The organism is Candidatus Levibacter sp. Uisw_134_01, from assembly GCF_047717795.1.
GTDB lineage: Bacteria > Pseudomonadota > Alphaproteobacteria > Puniceispirillales > Marisalimonadaceae > Marisalimonas.
The window spans coordinates 564014-581946 of record NZ_CP159808.1 but is presented as its reverse complement, the minus strand read 5'-3'; the positions used below and the strand labels follow the sequence as shown (position 1 = coordinate 581946).

Sequence of the window (17933 nt, the reverse complement as noted above, 5' to 3'; positions counted from 1 at the left end):
TTATCCCCTATTATGTTTTGGATTATAATTATACTATTATCATATCATTAACGTATGAATTGATCTACGTAATTTTCACCAAGACCTATGTTTATAAAATGCTTTCTACATAAATCTATTTTAGTAAAAACATCTTCATAACCGAGTAACTTTCCCCATGGATCAACATAAGACATTATTCCGTTAACTTGAAAAAAAGTTATCATTTCTTCGACATCATCTGGTACCACTAAAGTATGTGTTTCACCTGGAGGTTCATAAACATAACTTCCTTCTTTTGCTTCCCAATCATGTTCTAAATAATGCCATCTACCTTTTAAAACAAAACCGTGGACCGCATTAGGATGTCGATGACGAGATAGTACTCCTGACTTTGTAACTTTCAATAGGTTCATCCAATAGCCTTGAGAAGCGTTTAGACAAAGTGGCCGGAAGTAGACGTTTTCTGCTTGTTTAACCCACAAAGTATCGTCCTCAGGAATTGCCGAAGGAATAACTATTTCTGGCAAAGCATTTTGAGGCATTGCTAATTGGTAGGGTATATTAGCGTTTTGGCTATCTTGTGTCGAAATCATTTTTTTATTTCCTTAAATTGTTCTATTTTATTTTTACATACAAGCATATCCACCATCTACATTTAGTACTGTACCAGTTATAAATGATGCTGCTTTACTACTTAAAAACAATGCTGGTCCAACCAATTCTTTTGGTTCTCCCCATCTTCCCATTGGCGTTCGATTTATTATATTTTCATTTCGTTTTGCATCCAATTTCAATTCTTCTGTCATTGGTGTTGAAATCCAACCAGGAGCAATGGCATTTACACGAATTTGATCTTGCGAGTATGCAATTGACAGTGATTTTGTTAACTGAACAATTCCTCCTTTGGATGCAGAGTAGCCAGGCACCACTCCCCCACCAAAATAACTTAACATTGAAGCAATATTGATAATTGAACCTTTTGATTTAGATAATAGACCACGGGCCTCAGAACATACTCGCATTGTACCATTTAAGTTAACGTCTACAACTTGTGAAAAAACACGTGGTTGAAGTTCTTTATGTCTTGCGATTGTACCTGCTGCATTAATTAAAACATTTATATAATCAATTTTTTCTATTTTTTTTTTAATGGATCCTTCATCAAGTACATCAAGAGAACAAAACTCTATATTACTTTTATCTTTTGGAATTTGTCCAACTCCAGTAGCTATTACTTTATATCCCGCATCAGCAAATCCCTCAGCAATACTTTTACCCAAGCCACTTGTACCACCAGTTATAAGCGCCTTTAATTTTAAGTTATTCATTTATATTCCAATTATTATCATATTGTGGACATTAATCTAATATGTGATAATATATAAAGACTAAATAAATAGTCAAGTACTTATCAAAAACTAATTCATCATATACAATAATAATTCAAATATTATAGGTATCCAAAATGACAATTCAGCAAGTAAAGGGAACACAGAGCTTTTCAAGAGGTATTGATGTCTTACAAATTATATCAGATCATGCCAAACCAATAATATTTAATGATATTCTAAAAGAAAGTAGCTTAACAAGACCAACTTTATATAGAATTCTATCATCACTGGAAGAAGAAGGTTTAGTTCATAAGACTAATAGTAAGCATTACAGATTAGGGTCACGATTAATAAGTCTTGCCCATAATGCACTTACTCAAATTGATATAAGAAGGATAGCCTTCACAGCTTTAAGCGAATTAAGAGACGAAACAGGTGAAACTGTTCACCTTGCAATTAGGAGCAGGGACATGATGGTTTATGTTGACAAATTTGAAAGTAAAGAAATTGTCAGAATGACGTCTATGGTTGGAACTCTCATTCCTTTTTATTCAAGCTCTGTTGGCAAAGCTTATTTATCTGGTATTGAAGACAATCAACTAAACGAAATTTTAAAAAATTTAGAATTATTACCGCATAAACCTGAAACGAAGGCAAATTTAGATAAAATTTATAAAGATATAGCGTTAACTAATAAAAATGGTTATAGCTTTGATAATGAAGAAAATGAAAATGGTATAATTTGCTTTGGCGCAAACATAAAAGACAATACTTCCTTTCCCGTTGCTAGTGTAAGTGTTTCCATTCCGACTTTTAGACTAAAAAAAGATAAATCAATTTATTGGAAACCACTTCTATCAAAGTGTGATGAAATTTCTAAGTTACTTGGTTATATGAATAAAGAAGACGATAATTATTAATGAAAAATATAAAAATAATTTTTAAAACAATATTCATTGGAATGCTAGGTGGATCGGTTTTTAATATACTATTATTTCCGTTACCATGGGTTTTAGGACCAGCCTTTTTTATTGCTATTTTTGCTTTATGTGGAGCGGAAGTAAATATTCCACAAAAATTTAGAAATCCTTTTATAGGTATTATTGGAATTTGGTTAGGTCAGTCATTTTCTTCGTCTGTATTTATGGAATTACATAATTGGTTTATATCTATAGCTTTGCTATTGCTATACGTACCTTTCTCATATTTTATGACTTATTTATTTCTCCATAAAATTAGAAAACTTGGAAAAGTAGAAGCATTTTTTATTTCATCTCCAGGCGGATTACTGGAGATGGTTCTAGGTGCTGAGGAATGTGGGGCAAATTCTAAATTAGTTGGATTAGTACATATGATACGTATTTTTTTAACCGTATTTACAATTCCAACAATAATTTTGATAATATTTCCTGGTTCTTTTGAAAGAGAACCCTTATGGCCAAGTATTACAGGATCTTTAACAGATTGTTTAATTATTTTAATTATTCTGCCTATTGGCCTTCTATTTGGTAAAATATTTAAAATACCAGGAAGGCGTTTATTTGGACCTTTAATTATAAGTGCCGCACTTCATGTCACAGAAATAATCGACCTTAATGCTCCTATAATTATTTTTATTTTTGCCCAACTTATTACAGGAAGTTTCTTTGGTAGTAATATGAACGGACTCACTTGGAAAACAGCAAGAAATTATGTAGGTCACGCAATCGCAATAGTTATCTCTTTGAGTATTTGTATGATACCATTTATACTAGGCGTTACTTATTTAATTAACTCCAGACCTGAAGCTGTTATTTTAGCCTACTCACCGGGTGGCATAAACGAAATGGGTTTAGTAGCGGCAACGCTTGGTATAAAACCAGCTTTTGTTATAACACATCATTTATTTAGGTTATTAATAGTAGTCTTAATACTTGGATTAGCTCAAAAGTTTATATATCCCAAATTAAAATTATTAATACAAAGCTCAAAATGAAATTTCATTATTTTAAAATATAAAGTAGGATATAAGCCTAAATCTAGTTTATGGAGATAAAATTGATCAAAGGACTCATCGCACCAATATTAACACCATTTGATAACAATCTTAATGTTGATCAAAGCATGTATAATGACTTAGCTAAGAGCCTAATGGATAATGGATGTTCAGGTTTAGCTCCTTTTGGGACCACTGGTGAAGCACTCTCAGTAGGAAATAAAGAAAGAATGAATGCAATTGAAGGATTAGTTAAAAGTGGTATTGACCCTAATAAATTAATTCCTGGAACTGGCTTATGTAATCTTCCTGATACAATTGAGATAACCAAACACGCGATAGACTTAAAATGCCAAGGTGTTATGACCTTACCTCCATTTTACTTTAAGGGAATGAGTGACACTGGCCTCTACAATTACTTTGAAAAATTAATCGAAGGCGTAGATGATAATAAATTAAAAATATATCTATATCATATTCCACAAGTTTGCGGCGTTGGCTTATCAATAGACCTTGTTCAAAAATTAAAATCGTCTTTTCCAGAAACTATAGTAGGAATAAAAGATAGCTCAGGTGTTTGGGAAAATACAGAAGCATTACTAAAAATTAAAGATCTAATAGTTTATCCAGGAGCAGAATTACCTGTGATAGAAGCAATCAAGCTTGGAGCTCCAGGTTGTATATCAGCAACTGCTAATTTAAACAGTAAAGACATTGCCGATGTAATAACATTTTGTCATTCTGGACGATGGGATGAAGCTGAAGCACTTCAAAAGAAAGTAAAGTCTGTACGATTGTTATTTCAAGATTATGCTCCAATTCCAGCACAAAAAGCTTTATTAGCGATGCAAACAAACAATCCTTTATGGAATAATTTAAGACCACCCTTTCAGCAAATATCCATAGAAAAAAGCACTGAATTAGCTAACACATTAAGAGATCAATTTGGTTTTAAATTCTAAAAAATAAAAGAGAGTTTATGAAAATAAACGATATATCATTACCACTTAAAGGCAAATGTCATTGCGGCTCTGTTAAATTTGAAATCAGAACCAATATCCATGGTTTAAGAAGATGCAACTGCTCCATGTGTTGTAGAAAAGGCTTTGTTATGGGAACAGCTTTAATAGATGAGTTAGTTATTACTTCAGGAAAAGAATTTTTGAACACTTATAAATGGAATACAAAAATAGCCGAACATTATTTTTGTAAAGTATGTGGCATAAATACTCACCATAAAAGAAGGTCAGATCCAAATCAGTACGGATACAATATTGGATGCATAGAAGGGTTTGAAATGTCTTGGATTGAAAATGCACCTTTTGTAGATAACACCAAAATGAGTTTAATTGATAATTTCAAAGACTAATTATTTATTAAATGATTTCTTTAAAATCTTATGTAAAATTCCTGCAAATATGATTACAAGAAAAACCCTAAACATATGATGTGGGCTTATAAACGACATATCTGCACCAATTGAAAGAGCCAGTATGTTCATTTCAGACTGTCCTCCAGGTGAAAATGCTAATAAAATTGATAATGGATCATAACCAAAACTCATTAAAATCAAATAAATAACTATCAACGGAATTATTGAAATCAAAGTTGTAATAAAGCCTGCTAGAATTGGTCCAGACATTTCCTTTAAAGTAATATTTTTAAACAAGCACCCTAGAGCTGAGCCTAACAAAATCTGTATGGAAATAACTAATAAATATATTGGCATAGCTTCAACTATTTCAAAAATATGAACAAAAGCAGACAAGATCATAGGCCCAATTATTGTTGGACCAGGAATTTTAAATTTAACTGCTAAATACCAACCGAGAATTGAAACTAAAATCACAAATGGTAACTGCTGCCAATTAAAAAATAAATCAGGTTGAGGAATATTTTTAATTCCTAAATTCGGAACAAATAAAATCAACAAAGAGGCTAAAAAAACCACTACTACTATTCTTGTTGCATGAATCAAAACAAGAGTTCTCGGATCAGCTCCTATTTCGTGCCCAAGAATAACCATTTCGTTTAAGCCACCAGGTATTGAGCCATAAATTGAAGTTGATTTATTAAATTTCATAATTTTTGATAAATATAAATACGTAGTCAATCCCATTATTATTACAAAACCAGGGATAAATAATAGAGACACTCCAATCTCAGATACTCGATCAAGAATTTCTGGACCAAAATTTGCTCCAATTGTGCAACCTAAAAGAGCTCTACAGAATGGTCTTGGTTTTTTTGCTATTGTCACCGGTTTACCAATCGCTGAAAAAAAACCACATCCTAATAAGGGTCCAAGCATCCAAGGCAGAGGCAAACCGAGATAATAAGCTATAAAACTACTTATTATAGCTAAAATCAAACTTGATATATATCTCCATTTCTGTGGCCACCAATCCAAAAGGAAATCAAAATAAGAAAAATTTATTTTAATCATTTTCGATATCTTTTGGGATATAGATATTGCCATCCATAATTTTTCTTGAAGTTCTATATACCCCGCATGACTTAATATAATTACAATCTGTTTCCTCTGTTTTTGATGAAGTTTCAACTATGCAATCTATAGAGCCCAATGGATGCTCAATTATAATTTTGTCTTCACCTGTAACTTTAATATTGGATATTTTTGAGGCTACAGTCCCTGAGATTAAACATGCAGACGCAATACAGTTAGTACCAGTTGCTGCATGGGTCTCATGACATGACTTGGGAGTAAAATATCTTGATGTAATTGTCCCTCCTTGCAAAGCCTTAGATAATAATGCAAATTTTGGTAAAACTTTACCATTCACATTACCCATGCCCATTTCCAGGGCTGCAAGCAATCGTATTTCTTCAATTTTTTTTAATAAATTTTTATTAGCATTTAAAGCTGATGCTGTCTCATTACCTTCAATATCAAAATCATTAGCATTAGCCATAACAATTGGCATTGAGACATCTAGGCAAGTTACTTCAATGCCTTTTATAATTGCCGTTCTATTTCCAGTAGGCAACAGCTTTCCTGTTGTTCCTCCAACAATATTCTTAAATTTTAATAAAATTGGAGACCCACCCCCTGGAACACCTGCAATCTTATAATCTCCTGAGTAAGTAACTGATTTACTTGGAGTAGGAATGGTTGCATCAATTATAGAGCCTGTATTTACCGATCTAATTACAATTTTTGTATAAGCTTCTTTAGCTTCAATTAGGCCTTGTTCTATGGCAAAAGGACCAACAGCAGAGAGCATATTTCCACATGTGGGTCCATAATCAACTTTAGCTTCATCAACTAAAACTTGAGCAAAAAAATAGTCAATATCGACATCTGCAACCTCACTTTTAGAAATAATACAAACTTTACTAGTGACTGAGGTAGCTCCACCCATTCCATTAATTTGCCTTGTATCTGGAGATCCCATGGCTGCAAGCAAATAGTTTGTTAACTTAGCCTGATTAACAGGCAAGTCTTTTTTATTGAATAGGAGGCCTTTAGAAGTTCCTCCTCTCATATATACTGTAGGTATTGATATTTGATCTGACATCATTTTATTAAATATAGTGATTTAAAATATTGATTAATTTTTTTGTTATTTCTTGTGTTGAAGCAGTTCCACCAAGATCTTTAGTTAAATTACTATCATTTTCTAAAAGTTTTATAACAGAGTTATTTATTAAACTCGATGCTAAAATAAAGTTCTCCAACTTTCTTTTTTCTCCTAGCCAGTTTAACAGCATACTTGCAGATAAAATTAGTGATATAGGGTTAGCTGTATTTTTCCCCGCAATATCGTTAGCAGAACCATGTTGAGCTTGAGCCATGGCTTGATTTTGACTAGCATTTAATGAGCCTGCCAAACCCAAAGAACCAGACAATTCTGTGGCTAAATCTGATAATATATCACCAAACATATTAGTAGTTACAATAATATCAAATTGACTTGAATCCCTTACAATGTGCGCAGCGCAAGCATCAACCAACATCTCTTCATACTGTACATCACTATATTTTGAGGAAATTTGACGACATGCTTCTAGAAAAATTCCATCCGTTAATCTCATTACGTTTGCTTTATGTATAGCATGTACTTTTATTTTTTTATCTCTTGATAGAGATATGTTCTTAGCAATGTTAAAGGCTTCTTCAGCAATTCGTAATGAAGCTTTTTTTGTAATTTTTCTAAATGCAAGGCCTACACCTTCAACAGGACTAAATTCACCGTTACCATCAACCATATTTCTGTCTGCATAGAACCCCTCAGTATTTTCTCTTACAATTATTAAATCCATGTTTTTAGAGAGAGATTGAACATTATTATAATTTTTAGCTGGCCTAATATTCGCGAATAAATCTAATTCAATACGGAGGACACCTGATGGATTCAAACCGCCTTCTGATTTAGCAGGATAATTATTATGATCTACTGGACCTAAAATAATGCCATCCGCTTCCTTAGATTTTAATAAAGCTTTTTCTGGTAACGTTGTTCCAAAAGCTTTTAAAGATTTTACACCTATAAGCTCTTTTTCAACATTGACGTCCAAACTTAATTTAGCGCTCAAAAGGTCAATCACCTCTAGGGTGGAAGTCATTATTTCTGGACCAATACCATCACCGTCAAAAGCTATTAAATTGATTGTCATGAATTTACTTTCTTATTGGCCTTTGAATGAGACAGGTTGTTTATTAACAAAAGCTTCAATACCATTCATTCCATCTTTCGTTTTGGCAGACTCTGCAATCATCCTGGCTTCATACTCCATTTGACCTTCTAATGAGTCTGAGAAACTGTTGTGAACTAAGTTTTTTAATTTACCAAATGCTAAAGACGGACCTTCTGCTAATTTTTTAGCTAAATTATATGCTTCATCTTTTAGATCTTTAAAATCAACAACTTTGTTAATGAGACCCCAATCAAGTGCCTCATTTGCGCTTAAAACCCTATTTGTTAATACAAGTTCTGTATACCTTCTTGCTCCAATAATTCTTGGAAGAAAGTAAGTAGAGGATCCGTCTGGAGTTAATCCTATTTTTGAATAAGCTGAGACAAATGTAGCATTTGAAGACGCAATTGCCATATCCGCAAAACCAACAAAAGAAAACCCAGCACCAGCTGCAACTCCATTTACAGCTACAATTAAAGGTGCATTCATTCTTGAAAGTCTAGATATTGCTCCATGAAGGATTGTTGTAACTTCTTTTAAATGACTAGAGGTCTTCTCACCATATTTATAAAAAGAATTCACGTCTCCACCTGCACAAAAAGCATCTTCACCAGATCCACTCATCACTACAGATCTAATGTTAGGATTATCGTCACATTCTAGTGAAACTTTAAATAAGTCCTCTGCCATAGTTTGATTTAATGAATTATAATATTTTGGTCTATTAAGTTCGATAAATGCAATATTTTTATCAATTTTAAAATTAATAGTTTCTAGTTCCATGCCTAACTCCTTATAAGTTCTTATTTGATGTTTTTTAAAACTTCTTCAGTATGTTGTCCTAACAATGGAGGAGATCTATATAGTTGAGCAGGTGTTTCGGATAATTTAACAGGAAAACCTGTCATTTTAATCCTTCTTCCTTCGGGGCCAGACGAAGTTATTACCATTTCAGTATCTTTTATTAATTGACTATCAAGAGCTTCTGGAAGTGATGCAACTTTAGCAGCAGGGCAACCTGCGTCATTTAATTTTTTGATCCAATAATCTGACGTTTCCAGTTTCATTTTTTTATTAATTATATCATTTAAACTTTGTCTATTTTTCATTCTGTTTTCGTTATTTTTATAAATTTCTTGATTTAACAACTCTGTTAATTCAATACATTCTAAAAAGATATTACAGAATTTATCGCTTGCAGGGGCCACAGCAACCTCTCCATCAGATGATTGAAACAAACCATAAGGTGCTAGAATAGGATGATTATTACCAGATTTTTTTGGAGCAGTACCTTTTACAAAACTTTCTGATGATAAATAAGCCATCATCGAAATTAACCCAGATGTTAAACTTGATTCTACCCTTTGACCTTGGTTAGTTTTTACCCTTGATTGGAGTGCACACACAATGCCAAAAGAACAATATAGTCCAGCAACTAAATCTGAGATAGGCATCGCAGCACGCATTGGGCCACTGTTTTCTGATCCATTTAAAGACATGAAACCACTTAAAGCCTGTGCAATAAAGTCAAATGCAGGCCTTTCACTCATTTCGCCCTCACTACCAAAACCATTAACACAAGCTCTGATTAATCTTGGGTTTATAGATTGTAAAATTTTGTCATCAAAACCCATTTTAGCGAAAACTCCAGCCTTGAAATTTTCTACAACTACATCTGCATCACTTAATAAAGATTTAAGAATATCTTTGTCAGTTTCTTTATACAGATCTAATATTACAGATTTCTTGTTTCTATTAAATTGCGCAAAATATGAACTATATCCATCAATCATGTCACCTTGATTTCTAACATTATCACCTTTTGGAGGTTCAATTTTAATAACCTCAGCACCCATATCAGCTAGTAACATTGTACAAAAAGGTCCTGATAGTACTCTTGTCAGATCAATCACTTTTATATTTGAGAGAGCCCCATTATTTTTATTTTGGATCATTTAGGCACCAACAGCTGTAGGTACTTCGTCCATGGAGTAGGATAATAATCTATGCCCTGCCCTCATAACTTGACCTGGAAGTTTATGCCCCACTAAATTTTCAACTTTTTTAGCAACTGAAATTATTTTATCTAGATCAATTCCTGTCTTTATACCCATTTCATGTAATAAATAAATAAGGTCTTCCGAACAAATGTTACCAGTTGCATTAGGTGCAAAAGGACAACCTCCCATTCCACCAAAACAGCTTTCGTAATCAGTAATTCCTTCATTCAAGCCAGTCATTACATTTGCAAGCCCTACACCCCTAGTATTATGGAAATGTAAAGTAATATCAAAACCTGGAACTTTATCCCTAATAGACTTAATAGCGTCTTTAACAACTACTGGAGTCGCCATACCAGTTGTATCTCCAAGAGTAACCCCTTTAAAACCCATTTGTTCATATTCTTTTGAAATATCTGCTAATTTTTTAGGTGAAATGTTTCCTTCAAAAGGACATCCAAAAGCTGTAGCTATATCGCCTTGAATAGGTATATTATTTTTACCTGCAATATCCGCGATCTCTCTAAAACCTTGGAGAGATTCGTCTACACTTCTATTTACATTTTTTTTATTATGACTTTCTGATGCAGAAAGAAAAACAACTATTTGATCAAGTTTTGCTTCAACAGCTCTCAAAGCACCCCTGGAATTCGGCACTAAGGCAGCTAACGTGGTTTTAGAACTTCTATTTACTTTACTTAATATTGATTCTGCATCTGCTAGTTGAGGAATTGCTTTTGGTGACACAAAAGAAGAAACTTCAATTCTAGGAAATCCTGCTTCAATAAGATTATTTATAATATCTATCTTATCTTCAGTTTTCAAAATAGTTTTTTCTGACTGAAACCCATCCCTTGGGCCTACCTCAGTTACCTTAACCTCTCTAATATTCATTAAAAAATTACCTCATAAATTGTTATAAAAAAAGATATTATATTTTAACATTATTTTTTTAACTAATTAAACTCATAAAAATAAGTTTTATAAAATTTAACATTCTCTTGACCTTTCTATTAATAAGTTGTGATATTGAAAACTTATTTTTTAACATAATTAATTTGGGGGTTTCAATGAAACGTATTTCAAGTGCAATCTTGGTTGCTTCTTCTTTATTAGCAACTGCTTCAATTGCTAATGCAGATCAATTTATAAGAATGGTGTCTGGTCCATCAGGTGGGTCTTGGTACCCATTAGGTGCTAAAGTAATGCAAACAATGGAAAGCAAAATAAAAGGAATATCTACTTCTAACACTTCTGGTGGTGGTATTTCTAACGTGTTGTCAGTTGATGGCGGGGATGCAGAAATTGGTTGGACATATGCACATACAGTTGCAAATGGATATGCTGGGAAAGGTAAATTTAAAGAAGCACATAAAAATGTAAGATATTTTGCAACTTTATATCCTGCGGCATTCCAAGTTGCGGTAAGAGCCGATTCAAAAATTAAAAGTTTTGATGATATGAAATCTGCAAATATTAGTCCAGGAAAGCCAAAATGGACTGGTACAGCTTTTTGTGAATCAATTATTAAAGATTATGGATATGATTTTAGTACTATCAAAAAAAATGGCGGTGTTGTTCATATGGTAAGTTACAAAGAATCAGTTGCATTAATGAAAGATGGACAAGCTGATGTATTTATGGCTGCAACTTCAGTACCTCAAGCAAGCTTTATAGAACTAGAAAATAGTCCCGGTATTAGGTTTATAGGACTGCCTAAAGATAGAATTGACAGAATTGTAAAGAACAATCCTGGATATATTTATGGTAAGATTCCTGCAAGTGCCTATAAATCTCTTGATAAAGATATACCAACTTTGGGTATTGTTACATCAATGATCGTTCATAAAGATCTATCTGATGATTTAGTTTATAAAATGACTAAGGTTTTCTGGGATAACCATGCCGAATTTGTAAAAGTTAAGGGCGTGTGGAAAAAAGTATTAATGAAAGATGCTGTTAATGGTGCTGCCGTTCCTATTCATCCAGGTGCTGCAAAGTACTATAAAGAACAAGGTGTAATGTAAATTTAAAATAAAAGGCACAGAAATGTGCCTTTTTCGTCCTAAAGTCTCAAATATATAATATGTCTCAAAACAAAAAAAAACTAATCTATAATGAAGTCAAAGAGCTTAGCTTTTTAGATGAATTAATTGAGTGGAAAAAAGATAAAACCTTTTCATACTGGTTAATAGTAATATGTTCATGGTTGTCAATAGGATTAGCCTTTTATCACTTATTTGTAGCAGTATACGGTACACCTGAAGGCAGGTCTTTCCGATCAATTCACTTGTCTATAATGATGATATTGGCTGTTTTTATTTATCCTGCATTTAGAACAAGTTTAAAAGAACCTATTTTCTTAAATAAAAACTCATCTGATTATCTAAGATTATTTGGTTTTAGTTACGATTTTATCATAATTGTATTAATTTTATTTGTGCAACTTTGGACTATCTGGGACATTGAAGCATTTACAATGAGATATGGAGATAAATACATAGGTGATATTATCACCGGATCCATATTAATGTTTTTAGTTTTAGATGCAACGAGAAGAGCAGTTGGATGGGCCATGGTCTTTGTAGCTGGTTTTTTTATGATGCATGCACTATACGCCCATAAGTTTTTTGGTTTTTTCTATGGACCACCAACAAGATTATCTAAATACATAGATACGCTATTCATGACTTCTGACGGTATTTATGGAATACCATTATACGTAGCATCTACATATATTGTCCTATTTATAATATTCGGTGGTATACTTATTCGATCTGGTGTTGGTAGATTTTTTGTTGATTTAGCTGTGTCTTTAACTGGTCATAGAACAGGTGGACCAGCAAAAGCTGCTGTTGTTGCATCTGGCATGACTGGTACAGTTTATGGTTCGGCGGTAGCTAACGTTGTAACAACTGGGTCTTTTACTATCCCCTTAATGAAAAATTATGGGTATAGGGCAAAATTTGCTGCTGCTGTTGAAGCATGTGCATCATCAGGCGGACAGATTACACCACCAATAATGGGAGCAGCTGCATTTATTATGGCAGAGTTTCTTGAAGCTCCTTATACATATGTAATCCTAGCTGCCATCATTCCAGCCTTCTTATACTTTGTGACTATATATTTCATGGTTCACATTGAAGCCGAGAAACATGGCATTGAAAAAATAGACAAGTCGATGTTACCGAATGTATGGGAAGTTCTCAAAGATGGCTGGCACATGTTGCTTTCATTGGCAGTTCTTATTGGCTTACTAATTTATGGAAAAACTGCAATGACAGCAGGTTTTTGGAGTATAGTATCAGTCATTTTATTAAGCTTTTATAAAAGAAATACACGGATGTCAGTTGTAGATCTACTTGGAGCATTTGAAAGCGGTATCAAGTCAACAGTACCCGTTACCATAGCGTGTGCTTGTGCAGGCATCATTATTGGTTCTGTTTTTGTTTCAGGTCTTGGTCTAAAATTCACACAATCTGTTATAGATCTTTCAGGTGGCATGCTCTTTCCTCTATTATGTTTAACAGCCATCTCCGCTATCATCTTAGGCATGGGGATGACTACGACTGCAGTGTATATTACAGTTGCAGCACTCATAGTCCCATCACTTATTGAAGCAGGTATTTTACCAATAGCTGCACATATGTTTGCTTTTTATTTTGGAGTTGTTTCTACCATAACACCTCCGGTAGCTCTTGCATCTTTTGCAGGTGCGGCCATAGCAAAATCACCTCCAATGGCGACTGCTTTTGAATCAAGTAAAGTAGGTATTGCCAAATATATAGTTCCTTTTGCATTCATTTATAACCCGTCTCTGTTAATGGAAGGTCCTAGAATTTGGAGTTTTTATAGCCTTATATCTGTATTGTTAGCTTATTGGTGTATGACACTCGGGCTTGAAGGGTGGTTTAATGGTAAATTAAATGTATACAAAAGAACATTGGCATTGTTAGGTTCTGTGAGTTTATTAATACCCCCTCTTCAAATAATTTATGGAATTCAAGGTTTTTACTATAACGCTATTGGCATATTACTTTTAGCGTTAATATACTTTGTACAAGGTAAATTAAATTTTAACTTAAAGGCTCAATCATGAGAAAAATTTTTTTAGGCCTACCAAGCCACTGGCTTATGATAGTTATTATTTCTGCTATTATTTTTGCCTGTGGAATAAATAAAATGCATGTTAGTAACTTCAATCTTTTTATCTCTATTGTCTTCATATCTATAGCAGTTTTAGTTGGTTTTGTTCTTAAAACTTCAAAACAAAAAAATTGATTAGTAAAAATTTAATGTTATGTTCAAGGTCATTACTTGAAAGATAATTTATTAAAAGGTTTTTAAATGGCAAATGGAAAAGAACTAGATATTCTTTTTAAAGCCAGAAAAATTAATAAATCATTTGGTGATTTTCAAGCTAACATAGACATTGATATATCAATTAAAAAAGGTGAAATACATGCACTCTTAGGAGAAAATGGTGCTGGTAAATCCACACTTGTAAAAATATTTTATGGCGTATTGAAACCTGACAGTGGTACAATAGAAATTAATAATCAATTAGTAAATATTTCTTCTCCTCAGTCAGCTCGTACCAACGGAGTGGGAATGGTTTTTCAACATTTTTCGTTATTCCCCGCTCTTACAGTTGCTGAAAATATTCTTATAGCCTTAGATCAGAAAATTAGTTTTCAACGCTTAATTTCTGATATTCGTAAACTTTCTAAGGAATGGGATTTATTTATTGATCCATTAAGACTTATTAGCGATTTATCTGTTGGAGAACGACAAAGAGTAGAAATAATACGTTGTCTAATGCAAAACCCTAAATTATTGATAATGGATGAACCAACCTCTGTTCTTACACCTCAAGAAATAGAAAACTTATTTAAAATCTTAAAACGTCTTTCAAAGTCTGGCTGTTCAATTTTATATATAAGTCACAAATTAGAGGAAATTATTGAATTAGCTAATCAAGTTACAATATTGAAATCTGGGAAATGTGTTTCTACTCTAAACGCTAAAACCACTTCAACTATAGAATTAGCTGAAACAATGGTAGGTAAAAAAATAACTAAATTGAAAAAAAATAATATTAAAAATAGTAAAACTGTTGCCTTTGAAGTTAAAAATTTGAACAAAATTAAAAATAACGATTTTGGAATAACTTTAAAAAATATAAGTTTAAAAATTAATTTTGGTGAAATATTAGGAATAGCTGGGATTGCTGGAAATGGTCAAAATGAATTAATGGAAGTTTTAAGTGGTGAAGTAATTTGCAATAATGACAACGAAATTTTATTAGAAAATGTTCCAATAGGCAAAAAAAACATTACTTTGAGAAGAAAATTAGGAATAGAGCCAATACCTGAAGAAAGGACACTTCATGCAACTGTTCCAAACTTAGCTTTAAACGAAAATACATTTTTGACTTATTATTATAAATATAAGAATAGAAATAAATTTTTTACTAATTTCCTTATCAATCCCAAACATAGTACAGAAGAAAGTAATAAAATAATTAAAGATAACGATGTAAGGTGCCCAGAACCAAACCCTCTCGCTAATCAGTTATCTGGTGGAAATTTACAAAAATTTATATTAGGTAGATCAATGGCTAACAATCCAAAAGTAGCAATTTTCTCTCAACCAACATGGGGCGTTGATATAGGAGCAGCAACGTCCATAAGGCAGAAACTACTGAATCTATCTCAAAAAGGAAAAGCTGTTATTTTAATAAGCCAAGATTTAGAAGAAATTTTTGAACTCTCCGATAAAGTTTGTGTAATAAATAACGGAGTTTTAAGTGATATTTTGCCAGTAAATGAAATGTCTGCAAGTGATGTTGGTTTATTGATGGGGGCAAATATTAATAACAGTACTAAATCAGAAGTTTCATAATGTTTACGTTTGTACCAAGAGATAAAGTTTCAAAAAATTGGGTAATTCTTGGTCCATTAGTATCAATATTTTTTACTATTTTTTTTGGTTTATTGATTTTCACGTTTCTTGGGTATGATCCTTTAGAAACATTATACCAAGTTTTTATGTCACCCTTTTCAAGAATAGATAGGGTAAGTGATATTTTTGTAAAAGCATGTCCATTAATTATTATAGGCTGTGGTTTGATGCTCTGCTTTAGAGCAAATATTTGGAATATTGGTGCTGAGGGACAGTTTATAATGGGAGCTTTATTGGCTGGCTCGTTTGCTTTAATGTTTCCAGATGTGGAAACCAAGATCTTATTATTCTTTATGTTTTTAGTAGGATTTATTGGAGGTGCCATTTGGGCATTTATTCCTGCAATTTTAAAGACAAGGTTAAATGTTAATGAAATTTTAGTAAGCTTAATGCTTGTTTACGTAGCGATGTTATTTATAGATTTTATTGTAAGAGGTCCATTACGTGATCCGATGAGTTTTGGTTTCCCTCTAACCAAACCTTATCCTGAAGGGGCATTGATTAATAAAATATCTTTTCCAGGAATAGGTTATCTTGGACAACTACATTATGGTATTTTACTAATAATTTTCTTAATCCCTTTATCATGGATTTTTATAAATAAAACATTAGGAGGATTTAAAATAACAGTTTTAGGATCCGCCCCTAAGGCAGCTAAATTTGCAGGCTTCAAAGAAAATTCTATTACCATGACAGTATTGTTGTTGTCAGGTGGGTTAGCTGGAATAGCTGGAGTTGTAGAGGTTTCAGCAAATATGGGTCAATTACAACCAGAAGTTTCATTTGGATATGGTTTTACAGCAATTATAGTTGCTTTTTTGGGAAGATTAAATCCAATTGGAATATTGTTTGCTGGCATAACTATAGCAACTGTTAAACTAGGTGCTGATAATGCTCAAATGACTATGGGAATTCCAAAAGTTGTAACTGGATTATTTGAAGGTATATTATTATTTTTCTTGTTAACTGGAGAAACACTTCAAAAATATCAAATAAAGTGGAAAAGGTTTAAATAAGAATGGATGCCTTGATTTTAACTATAATAGCAACTTCAATACCCTTGTTATTAGCTGCAATAGGAGAACTCATTTCTGAAAAAAGTGGAGTTTTAAATCTTGGCGTTGAAGGAATGATGTTAAGTGGAGCAGTTGGTGCCTTGGCTGCTGTGTTGTGGTTAGAGAATCCTTACTTTGGCATAATAGCTGGAGCGCTCTCAGGGATATTTATGGCTACTATATTTTCAATTTTTACAATTAATTTTATGACAAACCAAGTAGCAACAGGACTTGGGTTAACAATCTTTGCAACTGGATTAACTGGCTTAGCAGGAGCCCCATTAGTAGGAAAAACTATAACCTCATTACCTAAAATTGAAATTTTATTTTTATCAGATATCCCTTTCATTGGTCCCATCCTATTTAAACAGGATCTCATCGCCTACATATCTATCGGTATAATTGTATTAGCGACGTATTTTCTTAAATATACAAAATCTGGTATTATTTTAAGAGCTGTAGGTGACGATCATCACAGTGCCCATTCAATTGGTTATTCAGTCAAAAAGATAAGGTGGTTTGCAACATCTTTTGGAGGAATGTGTGCTGGTATTGGTGGAGCTTATATTCCACTAGTATTAACTCCTCATTGGTCAGAAGGCATGACAGCTGGTAGAGGATGGATAGCATTAGCATTGGTTGTATTTGCTTCCTGGATACCTTGGCGAATAATAGTTGGGGCATTAATATTTGGAGGCATTACAATAGCTCAATTAGTTGGACAAGCTAGAGGATGGCCTGTTCCTTCTCAGATACTTTCAATGATGCCTTACATAGCAACTATTATTGCTTTAACAATGATTTCAGGAAGAATATCAAAAAATAAAAATATTGTTCCAGCTTCACTAGGTAAGCCGTTTATAGATAAGCACTAAAAATGTGCAAATAGTAAAAAATAAAAGAAATTGATAAAAATAAGCCTTTTTTTATTGTCATTTTTTTTATTAAGACTAATATTTTAAAAAAA

General features: G+C 32.8%; 18 protein-coding genes. 10 read left to right on the top strand and 8 right to left on the bottom strand.

The genetic code is table 11. The features are described 5' to 3' along the window. Positions 1–47: 47 nt before the first annotated feature. Both ABXT66_RS03155 and ABXT66_RS03150 read right to left on the bottom strand, forming a co-directional pair. A complete protein-coding gene (locus tag ABXT66_RS03155; RefSeq protein WP_443644213.1) occupies positions 48–575 on the bottom strand; it encodes a 2,4'-dihydroxyacetophenone dioxygenase family protein in 528 nt (175 codons plus the stop codon). A gap of 33 nt (positions 576–608) precedes the next feature. Then, complete coding sequence (locus ABXT66_RS03150; protein WP_443644212.1) at positions 609–1310, bottom strand: SDR family NAD(P)-dependent oxidoreductase; 702 nt, start codon at positions 1308–1310, stop codon at positions 609–611. A gap of 137 nt (positions 1311–1447) precedes the next feature. On the opposite strand from ABXT66_RS03150, the gene ABXT66_RS03145 reads away from it, so the two are divergent. The 4 genes from ABXT66_RS03145 (at position 1448) to ABXT66_RS03130 (ending at position 4657) form a co-directional block, all read left to right on the top strand. Next, positions 1448–2233 carry an IclR family transcriptional regulator gene (locus ABXT66_RS03145; protein ID WP_443644211.1) on the top strand — a complete coding sequence of 262 codons (786 nt, stop codon included), beginning with the start codon at positions 1448–1450 and terminating at the stop codon, positions 2231–2233. Further along, entirely contained in the window at positions 2233–3288 is a 1056-nt protein-coding gene (locus ABXT66_RS03140; RefSeq protein ID WP_443644210.1) for an AbrB family transcriptional regulator, read from the top strand. The genes ABXT66_RS03145 and ABXT66_RS03140 overlap by 1 nt, the downstream gene beginning before the upstream one ends. 62 nt (positions 3289–3350) lie before the next feature. Further along, entirely contained in the window at positions 3351–4250 is a 900-nt protein-coding gene (locus tag ABXT66_RS03135) for a dihydrodipicolinate synthase family protein (protein ID WP_443644209.1), read from the top strand. A gap of 17 nt (positions 4251–4267) precedes the next feature. After that, positions 4268–4657 carry a GFA family protein gene (locus tag ABXT66_RS03130; RefSeq protein ID WP_443644208.1) on the top strand — a complete coding sequence of 130 codons (390 nt, stop codon included), beginning with the start codon at positions 4268–4270 and terminating at the stop codon, positions 4655–4657. Here the strand turns inward: ABXT66_RS03130 and ABXT66_RS03125 are convergent, their stop codons facing one another. From ABXT66_RS03125 to ABXT66_RS03100, 6 genes are read right to left on the bottom strand one after another with little or no spacing between them, the layout of a single operon-like run. After that, on the bottom strand, positions 4658–5734 hold the full coding sequence (locus ABXT66_RS03125) for an AbrB family transcriptional regulator (RefSeq protein ID WP_443644207.1): 1077 nt from the start codon (positions 5732–5734) through the stop codon (positions 4658–4660). Then, the gene (locus tag ABXT66_RS03120) at positions 5727–6827 is read right to left on the bottom strand and encodes a 4-oxalomesaconate tautomerase (RefSeq protein ID WP_443644206.1); all 1101 of its coding nucleotides are present in this window, start codon (positions 6825–6827) and stop codon (positions 5727–5729) included. Before ABXT66_RS03120 ends, ABXT66_RS03125 begins: the two co-directional genes overlap by 8 nt. A gap of 7 nt (positions 6828–6834) precedes the next feature. Then, positions 6835–7926, bottom strand: a complete 1092-nt coding sequence (locus tag ABXT66_RS03115) for an isocitrate/isopropylmalate dehydrogenase family protein (RefSeq protein ID WP_443644205.1) — start codon at positions 7924–7926, stop codon at positions 6835–6837. 12 nt (positions 7927–7938) lie between these two features. Further along, complete coding sequence (locus ABXT66_RS03110) at positions 7939–8730, bottom strand: enoyl-CoA hydratase/isomerase family protein (protein ID WP_443644204.1); 792 nt, start codon at positions 8728–8730, stop codon at positions 7939–7941. 20 nt (positions 8731–8750) lie between these two features. Further along, the gene (locus ABXT66_RS03105) at positions 8751–9902 is read right to left on the bottom strand and encodes a CaiB/BaiF CoA transferase family protein (RefSeq protein ID WP_443644203.1); all 1152 of its coding nucleotides are present in this window, start codon (positions 9900–9902) and stop codon (positions 8751–8753) included. Beyond that, positions 9903–10841: a hydroxymethylglutaryl-CoA lyase gene (locus tag ABXT66_RS03100; protein ID WP_443644202.1), complete on the bottom strand. Its 939-nt coding sequence runs from the start codon at positions 10839–10841 to the stop codon at positions 9903–9905. Positions 10842–11017: 176 nt separating this feature from the next. On the opposite strand from ABXT66_RS03100, the gene ABXT66_RS03095 reads away from it, so the two are divergent. The 6 genes from ABXT66_RS03095 to ABXT66_RS03070 all read left to right on the top strand — a co-directional run bounded on the left by ABXT66_RS03095 (position 11018) and on the right by ABXT66_RS03070 (position 17841). After that, positions 11018–11974 (top strand): TAXI family TRAP transporter solute-binding subunit, encoded by a 957-nt coding sequence (locus ABXT66_RS03095; RefSeq protein ID WP_443644201.1) that lies wholly within the window; start codon positions 11018–11020, stop codon positions 11972–11974. A gap of 59 nt (positions 11975–12033) precedes the next feature. Beyond that, the gene (locus ABXT66_RS03090) at positions 12034–14046 is read left to right on the top strand and encodes a TRAP transporter permease (protein WP_443644200.1); all 2013 of its coding nucleotides are present in this window, start codon (positions 12034–12036) and stop codon (positions 14044–14046) included. After that, complete coding sequence (locus tag ABXT66_RS03085) at positions 14043–14228, top strand: hypothetical protein (RefSeq protein WP_443644199.1); 186 nt, start codon at positions 14043–14045, stop codon at positions 14226–14228. The genes ABXT66_RS03090 and ABXT66_RS03085 overlap by 4 nt, the downstream gene beginning before the upstream one ends. A 66-nt stretch (positions 14229–14294) precedes the next feature. Beyond that, positions 14295–15851 carry an ABC transporter ATP-binding protein gene (locus ABXT66_RS03080; RefSeq protein WP_443644198.1) on the top strand — a complete coding sequence of 519 codons (1557 nt, stop codon included), beginning with the start codon at positions 14295–14297 and terminating at the stop codon, positions 15849–15851. Further along, positions 15851–16927 (top strand): ABC transporter permease, encoded by a 1077-nt coding sequence (locus tag ABXT66_RS03075; protein WP_443644197.1) that lies wholly within the window; start codon positions 15851–15853, stop codon positions 16925–16927. Before ABXT66_RS03080 ends, ABXT66_RS03075 begins: the two co-directional genes overlap by 1 nt. A 2-nt stretch (positions 16928–16929) precedes the next feature. Continuing rightward, positions 16930–17841 (top strand): ABC transporter permease, encoded by a 912-nt coding sequence (locus ABXT66_RS03070; protein ID WP_443644196.1) that lies wholly within the window; start codon positions 16930–16932, stop codon positions 17839–17841. Positions 17842–17933: the final 92 nt, after the last annotated feature.